Consider the following 13,950-nt stretch of genomic DNA (forward strand, 5'->3'; position numbering starts at 1 on the left):
ATCTGAGCGATTAATCTTCTAAAAATACAATTCATATTTACATAATTGATTATTTTGGCACTCGATGGAACACGACTACAGCCTGTTTGTAGAAAACCTAAAGGGAAGAAGGTATGATGAAGCCTTGCGTGAGCAAGTATTATCAGAAGCTTTTCATCAGTGTGGATATTCTGATTGTCTGCGTTATACATTGGAATCCATGGTGGAAATCGACCCTTCTTACGCATACAAGGTTTACGCCAATTCACGCAGGATTCACGAAAACATTGCAAAAGTATTAAAAAAGAAGGGTTATGATGCTGATTACAGGTATCAGGGTGCGTTGAAAACTTATTCTAACATTCGACTTTATGGGGATGTAGAAATCATTGTCATTAAGAAAAATGTGTCTGAAAAGCCTCACACAGACATGCAGATATTAGCCAAAGATTTGTTGGATGTCCTTTCAAAGGATCCAACCTTGAAATCTGTAGACTATAGTGATAAGACTCGTATCAGGGTCATCGCACAAAAGCCTACTTGTGAGATTGATGTTTTGCCGTCAATGTGGATCAACAGTGCTGAATACGTTAAAACTCGTAATGAAATCTATAAGGGCATTGCAGAGTTTGATTTTGCAAAAAAGAAGGTGAAGAAGTACCTCCCCTTTCTAAATATTGCGAGGATAAATGCTCGTGATCAACATACCAATGGTAACCTGAAGGCAATGTCCAGGCTGTTGAAATCACTAAGGGCCGATGCTGTTGACCGCATTCATTTGCGAGATTCTGAAATTAATGCCATTCTTTACAACATCCCCGAAGCTGATCTGACTGTACCAGCAAACAAGGTGCTTTCACTTTTACCAACTGTAGCAAAAATGCTCGATAAGCTTGAATCTGATGCTGCGTACTTTAACCAGATGCTTTCTCCTTCGGAAAAGGATCGCGTATTTGGAGGTCGTCCGGATAAACAGAAAGAGCTTCAAAAGCTAAACGCACAACTCAAGAAATTGATTTCTGATTTAAAAGCAGATTTGGACAGTCAAGGCAAAACCTTGAATTCTGAGATTGAGTATCTGCCTACTCCTTAACTATACCAATCCTGCTCTTTTCAAAAGCGCATCAGGTTTTGGTTCATGTCCTCTGAATCGCTTATAAAGAACCATTGGATGCTCAGTTCCACCTTTGCTTAGGATGTTTTCTTTAAACAAACTGGCAGTAGCAGGATCAAAAATGCCATTCTCCTTGAATACAGAAAATGCATCAGCATCCAGGACCTCTGCCCATTTGTAGCTGTAATACCCTGCTGCATAGCCACCGGCAAATATGTGTCCGAACTGAACACTCATATTTGTATCCTCAACCCTAGGGAATAGTTCGGTAGGTGCAAACGATTCATTTTCAAAAGTTCCCACATCTGATACACTTTTAGCTTCTTCAAAAGAAAGGCTGTGCCATGCCATATCCAATAAGCCAAAGCTAATTTGTCTCACGGTTGCATATGCTTCGTGATACGTTGAGGACTTCTTGATGCGCTCAACCAAATCAGCAGGGATTAACTCGCCAGTCTTGTAGTGCTTTGCAAATAGATCAAGGCACTCTTTTTCATAGCACCAATTTTCCATAATCTGTGATGGAAGCTCTACAAAATCCCAATAAACACTTGTCCCAGATAAGCTTTGATATCTTGTGTCAGCCAGCATCCCGTGCAATGCGTGCCCAAATTCATGAAATAGCGTCTTTACCTCATCAAATTTTAGTAAGGATGGGTGGTTTGATGATGAAGGGGTAAAATTACAGACAATGCTCACATGCGGAATGACCCGTTTATCATCTTTATATTTTTCATCCCGATAAGAAGTCATCCATGCGCCAGCTCTTTTCCCGTCTCGAGGGAAAAAATCAGCGAGGAAAACAGAAACGACTTTTCCAGACTCATCATAAACCTCGTATGCTTTTACATCTTTATGATATACTTCCAGCTCCGTATTTTCCTTGAAGCTTATTCCAAATAATCGTTCTGCTGTTTCAAAGGCTCCACTAATTACATTTTCAAGTTTAAAATATGGTTTCACCAACTCATCATCCAGCTCATATTTCTCTTTTCTGAGCTTCTCTGAATAATAAGCCCAGTCCCAGCGTTGAAGCTCAATATCCACTCCCCTGGATTTTACAAATTCCTTGATTTCCTCAACCTCTTCCTTAGCTTTCGGCAGACTTTTTTCAAGCAGGTCATTCAAAAAAGCCAAAACAGTATCAGGAGATTCCGCCATCCGTTGCTCGAGCACGTAGTGACCAAACGTTGGGTATCCCAGCAATGAAGCTAGTTCTGCTTTCAATTGAATGATCTTTAAAACAAGCTCCTGATTGTCCCGACCGTTTCCTTTAAAGCACTTACACATAAATGCCCTATACATCTTTTCTCTTAACTCACGATTATCAGCATACTCCATGAATGGAATGTAGCTTGGGGCCTGAAGGGAAAACACCCACGCATCTTCTCTACCATTTTTTCTGGCCAGCTCTCGTGCTCTATCCAAAACATCTGCTGGTAGTCCTGAAAGATCGCTCTCATCTTCAATCACCAATTCAAAATCGTTAGTTTCTGCAAGCAAATTCTCAGAAAATGATAATGATAATTTTGAAAGCTCGATGGTAATCTCCTTGAACCTCTCCTTCTTGTCACCTTCCAGCTCCACTCCCCTTCGCACAAAGTCCAGATAGGTTTCCTGAAGTAATTTCTTTTGTTCGGTGCTCAGACCCAAAGTATCTCTTTGATTATAAACAGCCTTTACTTTCCTGAACAAATCCTCATTCTGCTTTACCTCGCTATTAAACTCCGAAAGTTTCGGGGAGATTTCTTGTGTAATTTTTTGCAATTCATCACTTGTTTCAGCCGAATTCAAGTTGAATAAAATAGAAGCATTACGCTGGAGCTTAGCACCACTCTCTTCTAAGGCTTCAATCACATTTGAGAATCCGGGCTCATCTTTACTTTCAATGATTTGTTGAACCTCATTTCGCGCTTCCTCCAACGCACCTTCAATCCCATCCTTATAATCGTCGATCTTAATTTTTGTAAATGGAGGTAATTCGTATTTCGTTTGAAAATCAGATAATAAGACGTTCGACATTGCAGCAATTTTGATTTAATTAAAGAGGCGGCAAAGGTAATAGCTGTGGAAGTTTACTTTTGCAAAAAAGGCATAAGATATGAGAACCTATTTCCTTCTATTCTTACTATCACTTGGTTTACTTTCCAAAGCACAGGAACCATATGTTAATCTGAATAGCCCTCACAACTCAGTAAAAACTTTTCTTGCCAATCTTCAGCCTGAAAATCACAATGATTCTCTGGCAGCCCAGCCATTTTTAACCAGCAACAGGGATATGAAGAGTGCCAGAAAAACAGCTGTTCAGTTTAAACGTGTGCTTGATGGAAGAGGGATTTATATCTATTTTGATGAAATCCCAAAGTCCCCCAACTACCTTGACTCTGCCAGCAAAAAAAACAAATACATACTCATAGAAGAGTACAAAGACATATTCTTGCTCAAGGCCGATAATGGGAAGTGGTATTTTTCTGACTCAAGTATTGATGCTATAAAAGAGCTCTACAAAGAAACTTTCAGATTTGGGACTGGTGAACTACTGAATCTGCTTCCAAAACTCGGAACAAAGAAGACGTTCGGTTTATATACCTATCAATACATTACCATCTTTATTTTGGCACTTATTAGTGCCCTGGTGTATCGGTTTTTTGCATTTTTTACTGAGCGAATTTTTTCGAGAATCGTGAAGAAGTTTGGGTATGAAGGAGAAGCTTCTGAAAAATACCTTTGGCAGATAGCCAGACCAACCAGCGTTTTAATCATCGTTGGGTTACTTCTATTATTTACTCCCGCTCTCCAACTGCCTGTCACCTACTCCAAGTATGTGAATATTATCCTTCGGGTAATGATGCCTCTATTCGGGACAATTATATTATACCGTCTAGTAAATATCATCAGTGTTTTTCTGATGCGGATGGCCCAGACCACAGAGAGTACATTAGATGATCAGTTGGTACCATTACTGAGAAAGACACTGAAGACCTTCGTCATTATCATTGGTACTTTACTCATATTGGACAATCTGGATGTACCAATCCTTCCATTACTCACTGGTTTATCTATCGGAGGTCTTGCATTTGCACTGGCAGCACAGGACACCATTAAGAATTTCTTCGGTTCTGTAATGATTTTTGTGGACAAGCCTTTTCAGGTGGGCGACTGGATTACTGCCAATGATGTGGATGGAACTGTTGAAGAGGTTGGTTTTCGATCTTCACGAGTCAGGACATTTAGAAACTCTGTTATCTATGTCCCAAACGGCAGGCTGGCTGATAACACCATCGATAATCATGGACTGAGAAAGTATCGTCGTTTTTATACTCAGATATCCATTACATACGATACCCCTCCGGAAATGATTGATGTTTTTGTGAAGGGTTTGAGAAAAATTGTAGAAGATCATCCTAAAACATGGAAAGACAACTATCATGTGTATTTTAATGAAATGTCTTCCAGTTCACTCAATATCATGTTTTATATTTTCTTCAATGTACCGTCCTGGGGAGAAGAGCTACAAGCAAGGCATGAAATACTAATGAGCATAGTTAGGTTAGGAAAAGAATTGGGTGTCAATTTTGCCTTCCCTACTCAGACATTACATATTGAAAATCTTCCGGGTCAACCTTCTTTATCTCCAAGCTATATGAGTGGACACGATGCTGAAATGAAATTAGAATCGATGTTTAAGAAATAAAAAAGCGATTGACTAGATGAGTCAATCGCCCTTAATCCCTTTCATCAGAAGTTTAATTCCTCTTGATCCATCGCTGCAATATTGTTTGATCTCCGATAAGCATCTCCACAATATAGACGCCCGGTTCAGCGGAAGACATTTCTATCGTTTGAGTTAAAATCCTGGTTGTTTTCATAATTATCAACTCATGAATTTGACGCCCCGAAAGATCTGAAACTTTCATTATAACTTCACCAGTAAACTCATTTTCAAGTTTAACCTGAAAGTTTTCGATTCCCGGATTCGGATAAATTCCCAAATCATTTTGGATTTCATCGCCAACTCCAAGCACTTCATTAAGCGTAAGTGAGAAAGCCTGCGTTAGACTTTCACCAAACGAATCTGTAGCTCGTAAATTGATATTTACACTCGATTGATCATTAAACTCCAGCTCTGATATCAGAATCAAAGCATTGCCTTGAATGACAAACTTGCCATTATCTACATCATTTGTTCCATCGCCTTCTACTAGTACATAGGTATGGCTGTCTTCCAGATTAGCATCTGTAACTTCTATCGTAGCTGCTGTAGCTCCAATCTGTATATTTTCATCTAATGCCGTAACTGAAAGTGATATCGAAGTTGGTGCTTGGTTGATATCATTTACTGTAATCTCAAAAGCCTGCGCAACACTTCCTTCACTATCAGACGCTGATACATGAATGTTATAACTCGCCTGTGTTTCAAAGCTTGGTGCTTGCTTTATGACCAGCTGGTTTCCATCAATCAGGAATTTATTGTTATCTGCATCATTTGTGCCGTCCCCAGCCACAAGCTGGAAGGCATGAGTATCATTCTCATCTACATCTACTGCTGATATTGTTGCGACGGATGATCCCGCAGCAATGTGTTCATCAATAGCAGTTGTCGAAAGTTCGATTGCAGTTGGAACACTATTTACATTATTCACAGTGAGAGTCACGGCCTGCTCAAAAGTTTCACCAAATGAATCCGTTACCTCCATGTAAAGACTTACACTACTTTGATCCTCCTGGGAGATTGATTGCAAAAGTATCAATTGGTCTCCTTCAATCGTAAATTTGCTATTGTCAGCATCATTTGAACCATCTCCGGCAACCAGGTCGAATGAATGAGTATCTGTTTCGTCTGCATCATCGGCAGTAAGCGTTGCAACCGATGATCCGACTATTGTATTCTCATCAAAACTTGTAGCATCAAGCTGAATGCCCGTTGGTGAGCTATTGATATTGTTAACCGTCAAAACAAACGCCTGCTCGACGCTTCCTTCAGAATCTTCAGCTGACAGATAAATATTATAGCTTGATTGCGTTTCAAAACTTGGAGATGATTTAATGACCAACTGATTCCCATCAATAAGGAATTTGCTATTATCCGAATCGTTTGATCCATCTCCGGTTGACAAACTGAATGTATGACTATCTCCTGAATCCAAATCCTCCGCTGATAAAGTAGCTACGGTTGAGCTAGCTTCAATCCCCTCATCAAAAGATGTGCTGGATAATTGAATGCCGGTAGGTATGCTATTCGTATTGTTTACATCAAGTGTAATCGCCTGCTCAAAAGTTTCACCAAATGAATCGGTCACTTCTAGATATAGGTTCACACTACCCTGATCTTCATTTGCGATTGATTGTAATAAGATCAGCTGGTCTCCTTCAATCGCAAACTTGTCATTATCCGTGTCGTTGGAACCATCACCTGAGACAAGATCAAAGCTATGGGTGTCAGCATCATCAGCATCATCAGCAGATAAAGTAGCTACAGAGGTACCTGCTGAGGTATCTTCATCAAAACTTGTAGTTGATAACTGAATGCCGGTAGGTGCGCTGTTGACATTATTCACAGTGAGAGTAATCGCCTGCTCAAAAGTCTCACCAAATGAATCGGTCACTTCAAGATATAGGTTCACACTACCCTGATCTTCATTTGCGATTGATTGTAATAGGATCAGCTGGTCTCCTTCAATCGCAAACTTGTCATTATCCGTGTCGTTGGAACCATCACCTGAGACAAGATCAAAGCTATGGGTGTCAGCACCATCAACATCATCTGCAGATAAAGTAGCTACAGAGGTACCTGCTGAGGTATCTTCATCAAAACTTGTAGTTGATAACTGAATGCCGGTAGGTGCGCTGTTGACATTATTCACAGTGAGAGTAACCGCCTGCTCAAAAGTCTCACCAAATGAATCGGTCACTTCAAGATATAGGTTCACACTACCCTGATCTTCATTTGCGATTGATTGTAATAAGATCAACTGGCTACCTTCAATTGCAAACTTGCTATTATCCGTGTCGTTGGAGCCATCGCCTGAGACAAGATCAAAGCTATGGGTGTCAGCGCCATCAACATCATCAGCAGATAAAGTAGCTACAGAGGTACCTGCTGAGGTATCTTCATCAAAACTCGTAGCTGAAAGCTGAATGCCGGTAGGTGCACTGTTGACATTATTCACAGTGAGAGTAACCGCCTGCTCAAAAGTCTCACCAAATGAATCAGTCACCTCAAGATATAGATTCACACTACCCTGATTTTCATTTGCGATTGATTGCAGTAAGATCAGCTGGTCTCCTTCGATTGCAAACTTGCTATTATCAGCATCGTTGGAGCCATCGCCGGTAGCAAAGCTGAAGGTATGAATGTCTCCTCCATTCGGATCTGTAGCTGAGATATCAGCAACTGCTGTTCCACCAATTGTACTTTCATCAAAACTTGTAGAGGATAAATCTATTGCAGTTGGCGCTTGATTTATGTCATTAACATTGATTGTGATTGGCTGTTCAAAGGTCTGATGTCCATCATAGGCACTGACAAGAATGTACAATTCGGGTGTATCTTCGAATCTTACATTCTTTGTAAGTTTTAAGCTATTTCCATCTATCGTAAAATAGCTGTTATGCTCATCGTTAGAGCCGTCACCCGTAACTAACGATAATACGTGATTATCACCAATATTAAGATCTTCAATACTTATAGTTGCTATTTCAGTATCTAGCGCAAGGTGTTCATCAAATGAGCTTGATGATAAGTTAATTGCTGTAGGAGAAACGTTGACGTTCTTAAATACTTTTAATTGAAACTCTTCCCCAGTCGGAGCGGCCATATCTCCATGTAATACAAGGTCAAGGTCATCATCACCATCAACATCCATCATTTTGAAGTTCTCACCTCCAATTTCATCAATGGTTTGGAATGCATTGAAATAACCAGAACCAATATTCGTAAATGTTTCCAGCGACATAGATATATCAAATTCTCCACCTACATCAACGGCTTTCAGGTTGGTTGTTATCAGGTCTAGATCAGCATCGCCATCTATATCTGCTAAATCTATGTTTCCCCAAAATTCACCGCCAAGTGCAATGGTTTGATTTCTGTTAAATGATCCGGTTCCGTCATTAAGATGAATGTCAACATGAATTTGATAGTTTGTGCTGTTATCCCACCTCATGATAGCTATGTCCTGGGATCCGTCACCATCAATATCACCAATGGATAATTCGGTTTCCCCTCCATCTGAATCTGTAATGACTGAAGTGAAAGAACCACTAAAACCATAATCTCCGGGTCCTAGGTATGTCCCTCCTAAGAAAATAACATCATCACCGTTCCTGGTGGTGGCTATTAAATCTCCATAATCATCATCATTTATTTTGGCAATTGCGATTTCGTCAAATGTACCAACCCCATCCAATAAGCCGCTTGACCCATTGCTCATTAGAAAATATTGATTATTAGTCCAGCCATTTCGATCCTCGAATGTATGTACCACGTTATACCCTAAAGAATTCGTAGCTCTAACGGCTACTTCAAATAAACCGTCTCCATCAAAGTCTCCGGTTACCATTTGATTCACATCGGTAATTCCTGTTTGTAATGTGGTATAACCACCTGAAAATCCAGAGTCTCCATTTCTAATTAGGCGTATTTCGTCAACTTCTGAATCATGAACTATCAAGTCTTGCATCGCATACGTATGAACGAATGCTGCTGCATTTTGCTGACTGCTAAATGCGGACAAATAAACATCACTAAAGCTACCTTCATTATGCTGTAAAAGACTGTTATCAAACTGGCCGCTGGAAGATGTAAGGAACATGTCAACATCTCCATCCATATCATAATCACCAGGCACGAAAATATCTACAGTACGGTCGCCAAAGGTTTTTACAGGATCAACTCTAAAGGTCCCATTACCCAACTCGGGCAGGTTATTAATCTTTACAACCCCGCCCGTGACCCTCGACTTCATTCCATCGGAAAGGTTGAATAAAAGTGACAGATCACTTCCTTTTGTTTCCCAATCCAATTCGGCATTTATTGTGAGTACACCAGTCCCGGCATCTAAGCTAAAATATGAAGCATCCTCACCAGCTAATGTCGCTGTGATGGGATCTCCTTGAATATCCGTAAAAACAAAGGTTCCAAGACTCGTGCCGATTTCAACATTTTCATCCACAATGAGGTCACCGGAAAAACCTCCTATGAATGGTGCTGCATTATCAAAATAGGTTCCCACTTCCAATGCACGACTATCTGTTGCAGCAAGATCAAGGTTACCGTCCTGATTGAGATCAGCCACGAATAAACTATTTAAATACCCAGTAACTTCTCCTATTTCTCCACCTAATCCACCTCCATAACCCTGGAGTACTGATCCATTATAGCTTAATAATCTGTTTGATGAACTGCCGGCGACAATCAACTCATCATTGCCATCATTATCAAAATCACCTGACACAGCTTCAGTTATAGTTCCAGCAGGAGATAAGCCATCTACTGATACCGTGTTAAATGATAAGGAGTAACCTTCCTCAAATTGGTTAGACAGCAGAAAACCTGAACCATTATCAAAAAAGAAGATGTCATCATCCCCATCCCCATCAAAATCCAGCAGTTCAATCCCATCAATCCTACTGTAATATTTTTCATATGAATAGGTTGGATTCGCAGTGTCAAAAACTGGGGTACCAACTCCATCTAATGTATTTTCTAGCACATAAACATTTCCTCTGTAAGGAGATGTATTGTAGTAGGCGACATGAATCAAATCCATATCACCATCAGCATCCATATCAGCAAATTCAAAGCTGGTGACATTACTCACGAAGCTATTTGCTCCTAAATCAAGATCAGCTAATGGTGTGAAGTCACCATCATTATTTTCAAAAATTTCTAGGTAGTCACTTCCTGAAGCAGAAACGATATCAAGGTCTCCGTCAGAATCCCAATCAACCAATTCAATGTCATCGGGGCGTTCAATTTCACCAATGGAGTCTACATTGAATGTCCCTATTCCTGTATTTATTGCTTTATAAAGATATGTGAAATCACCGTTATTAGTGAAAATCAGATCCATATCCGAATCACCGTCAATGTCACCAGCAAGAAGTAGCTGCCTTGCATATTGCAATGAGTTTGGCGCACTTAACTCATAGCTATCTTTACCATCCCAGTTACCTATTTCACCACCTACTGAAGTAGAAATAATTAATTCCAGATCTTCATCCTGATCAATATTAATAGCTACAATATCTCTGGGTGCAGAAATGGATGATCCTGAAGTTTTATTAAGATAGATATTAGGATCAATATTTTGAGCACTAGCAATACTTGGAACAAGTGCAGCTCCCGCAATAGACCCTGCTACCATTGCGCCTCTTAAAGACAAATTCCAGAATTCTAATCTCTTTCTGAATTTTTCAACCTTAGATATTAAGCTTTTTTTCTTGCGATATGGCATGGATTGAAAAGTACCATTCGCAATATTTTTTTCTAATCGTGATTTAAATTTGAAGTATTTAGTCCGGGTTGAATTAAATAGTAATCGTTGGTAGTGGTTCATACGGATTTCGATAAGGATGCAGCTACTCGAATTTATCGTCTAAAGGTAACTGATCTACCTTTAAAATTCAACGGATATTTTACAATTTAATCTTTAAATTATCCTGTTTCGACGATATGTAATAAGTTCAATTCATTTATCAGACTTTTTAGACTCTTCTGGGTTTTGTGTCCAAAAGATTTTTTTGGGGGTTATGATTGCCCGAGAATGAGTAGGGTTTATGTTATTCAAAATATTTGGACGCATGATTCCAGGAAGAATATGTACATCATAGAGTTCCTTAACCGCATCTTTATACTCCAAAAGACCTTCTACTTGTTTTGTCATCAGATTTACAATAGCTACTCCAGCAATGGGATTTTTAGAGGCAACCGGCATCTTGCCAAAATCCTTACTGTCCTCTCTGATTTTGGATAAACCAATAAATAGGAAATTTTGATAAAATGACATTCCTCTTGCAAATCCAGGAACTTCACAAATTCGCTTATTAGTTTTTGTTGGTATATGATACTTCCATAATTCACCAAGTGCTGACTGCAGGTAATAAATTTCGTCACCTATTAACCTTGGACTATGTGGCATGGCCAGGCCATCGATTAGAGTTTCATTTGTATCAACGTCCATTAGTATGCCTCCATCTAGCTTATGATCTCTCCATCCGCCAGGCTTATCTGATTTACCGAGAGCCGTTACATATTTTGGCACTCCATCCTTCAAAGTCATGCCATTTAGGTGGCACCTATCTCCCGGCATAATTTCTGATATGAACTTTGGCTTCCATCTAGGCAAGAAACTAAAACGAGAATCCAATTGAGCAATGCATGAAAATTGGGTTATAACAGCCCATAAACCCTCTTTCCCATAACAGATATCATGGGTATCAACCACACCTGTATAGTGAGTAGACCTGGGTAAGTAAATTGCGTCATAAGTATCCGGTTTATTCGGATAAGTTTTCGCAGCATTTTGAGACCGATGAGTCAAAATTATCTCATCTATACAGGCAACTGCCAAATGTTTACCATGAGATGCGACTCCCATTGGTTTTCTGAAGTTTCTGGGAAGTTGGATTAATTTCTCTTCAGATTTAGGACTAAACATAACCACCTTCCCAGTTTGATAAGTACTGAGTACCAAGCTGCTTTTCAATGCAAAAAGTATTTGAGCAAAAGACTTAGAATGCTGATAAACAAAGGGATTTTCCTCTGCAAATGGCTTAGATTGGGGATTGTTTGATAGATCCATTCATTAGATTTTAATCCTTGAAATTAAAATCTTTTCACAAGAACGAATGAATCTGATCTTAAGCTTGTCTATTTATTTTCTGATATAGTAAGGTGGTGTCCTTTTACCCAATCAAATCGATGAAATTCCAGTAATTCACTTTCTGATTCATCGTTGAATATCTCTTCAATCACAATAAAGTGTCTGTGCTTGTCCTCACCGTGATATCCTAGAAGGATATACTCCCATTCATTTCCATCCCACATAAATTTTAAAACATGAACGGAAATAATTTCTTCCCCATGGCTGTATTCGGCAATCAATTTGCCTCTTTCTTCATCATTGGCTACAAAATGAGCCGTCTGTTCCCATAACTCGCTATGGCCCAAGTAAGCATGAATAGTCAGGTCTCCATCGATCTTCGTGTGCCCATGGGCCTGTTTTATCTTAAAATGATCGAATGAATGAACCTGAGGATCACTTAAGTAATAACCAGTATAATACTGACTATAGGAAAGCACAGAAAAAAGTAAAAGCAGTGATGTGGCGAAAAGTTTCATGCGCTAAGCGTTTTTTAGGTGGTGGTCTAAAAATTCATTAGCTGATGACAATACAAGAATATAAATATATTAATGAAAATCCTCTAAAATTTATATATAACCCACTATTTATTCGATAAAACTAAGAAATACTTCAACTTGGATGAAAAACAGGTTCCTACTAAGGAACTTACTATATAAATTCGACCTTTCCTTGGAATTTAATAATCAAGACCAAATGAAATTCGGAACCAAAGCATTACACGCAGGCATAGAGCCAGATCCATCTACTGGCGCCATTATGACTCCTATTTTTCAAACCTCCACATACGTCCAAGATGGACCCGGAATTCATAAAGGGTTTGAATATGCAAGAACACAAAACCCAACAAGAAGTGTTTTGGAAAAGAATATTGCGTCCCTGGAAAACGCGACGTTTGGAAGGTGTTTTGCAAGTGGAATGAGTGCTACTGAAACTGTAATCAAAACACTACGACCAGGGGATGAAGTAATAAGTACTGGAGATTTATATGGTGGAAGCTTTCGGCTTTTCACGCAATTATTTGAGCAATTTGGCATCAAATTCACATTTGTGGATATGAGAGATGTAAAAAACGTTGAAGAAGCAATAAGTAACAAAACGAAGCTTCTTTGGATAGAAACGCCAACCAATCCTTTGCTCAATATTATCGACATTGAGCAAATAAGCACTATAGGTCATAAATATGGAGCTAAAGTGGCTGTGGACAACACGTTTGCCTCTCCCTACCTTCAAAACCCGCTTGATCTTGGGGCAGATATCGTCATGCATTCTGTCACAAAATACATCGCTGGGCACTCAGATGTGATCATGGGTTTTCTTGGAACAAATGATACAGCCATTGATGAACAATTTGGTTTTATCCAAAACTCAAGTGGCGCAGTTCCTGGCCCACAGGATTGCTTCCTTGTAATAAGAGGAATAAAAACTTTACACTTAAGAATGCAGAGGCACTGTGAAAACGGGGAGGTGATTGCAAATCACTTGAGAAATCACCCTAAAGTTGATAAGGTGTTTTGGCCGGGGTTTAAAGATCATCCTAACCATGACATTGCGACAAAGCAAATGCGAGGGTTTGGAGGTATGATCTCATTTATACAGAAAGAAGACACCATCGAGAAAGCCGAAAAAACACTAGGCAGTTTCAAGCTATTTAGCTTAGCTGAATCACTAGGTGGAGTAGAATCTCTGGTAGGACACCCCGCAGGAATGACACATGCAAGCATACCAAAAGAGAAAAGAATAGTCAGCGGACTAACTGATTCTCTAATCAGATTAAGTGTAGGCATTGAAGATATTGACGATCTAATAGCAGATCTTGATCAGGCCATTGGTTAGTAGTCTTATAATAAGAAAAACCCCGCAAAAGCGGGGTTTTTGATGCTATGTCGAAAAGACCTTGAATCGGAATTAGTTGTGAATAGATATATGAATATACTGCGTATATTCGGTCTTGGTTGGTTTGTTTCGACCATCGCCTTATATAACCAATTC

General features: G+C 39.5%; 7 protein-coding genes. 3 read left to right on the plus strand and 4 right to left on the minus strand.

Annotation, left to right across the window (positions count from 1 at the left end; genetic code table 11):
• Positions 1-64 precede the first annotated feature (64 nt).
• Positions 65-1,072 carry a hypothetical protein gene (locus CHB71_RS06330; RefSeq protein ID WP_089356054.1) on the plus strand — a complete coding sequence of 336 codons (1,008 nt, stop codon included), beginning with the start codon at positions 65-67 and terminating at the stop codon, positions 1,070-1,072.
• Here CHB71_RS06330 and CHB71_RS06335 read toward each other — a convergent pair whose 3' ends face one another.
• On the minus strand, positions 1,073-3,115 hold the full coding sequence (locus CHB71_RS06335) for a M3 family metallopeptidase (protein ID WP_089356055.1): 2,043 nt from the start codon (positions 3,113-3,115) through the stop codon (positions 1,073-1,075).
• Positions 3,116-3,194: 79 nt separating this feature from the next.
• Here CHB71_RS06335 and CHB71_RS06340 point away from each other — a divergent pair, with 79 nt between their 5' ends.
• Positions 3,195-4,787, plus strand: a complete 1,593-nt coding sequence (locus tag CHB71_RS06340; RefSeq protein ID WP_089356056.1) for a mechanosensitive ion channel family protein — start codon at positions 3,195-3,197, stop codon at positions 4,785-4,787.
• Between the two features lie 52 nt (positions 4,788-4,839).
• On the opposite strand, the gene CHB71_RS06345 is transcribed toward CHB71_RS06340, so the two are convergent.
• The 3 genes from CHB71_RS06345 to CHB71_RS06355 all read right to left on the minus strand — a co-directional run bounded on the left by CHB71_RS06345 (position 4,840) and on the right by CHB71_RS06355 (position 12,437).
• A complete protein-coding gene (locus CHB71_RS06345) occupies positions 4,840-10,653 on the minus strand; it encodes an FG-GAP-like repeat-containing protein (RefSeq protein WP_089356057.1) in 5,814 nt (1,937 codons plus the stop codon).
• Between the two features lie 132 nt (positions 10,654-10,785).
• Complete coding sequence (locus CHB71_RS06350; protein ID WP_089356058.1) at positions 10,786-11,898, minus strand: TIGR03032 family protein; 1,113 nt, start codon at positions 11,896-11,898, stop codon at positions 10,786-10,788.
• Between the two features lie 68 nt (positions 11,899-11,966).
• Positions 11,967-12,437: a hypothetical protein gene (locus tag CHB71_RS06355; protein ID WP_089356059.1), complete on the minus strand. Its 471-nt coding sequence runs from the start codon at positions 12,435-12,437 to the stop codon at positions 11,967-11,969.
• 217 nt (positions 12,438-12,654) lie between these two features.
• On the opposite strand from CHB71_RS06355, the gene CHB71_RS06360 reads away from it, so the two are divergent.
• Positions 12,655-13,794, plus strand: coding sequence for a cystathionine gamma-synthase (locus tag CHB71_RS06360; RefSeq protein ID WP_089356344.1), 1,140 nt, complete (start codon positions 12,655-12,657; stop codon positions 13,792-13,794).
• Positions 13,795-13,950 lie beyond the last annotated feature (156 nt).

This window comes from Ekhidna lutea (assembly GCF_900188325.1).
In the GTDB taxonomy this organism is placed as follows: Bacteria; Bacteroidota; Bacteroidia; order Cytophagales; family Cyclobacteriaceae; genus Ekhidna; species Ekhidna lutea.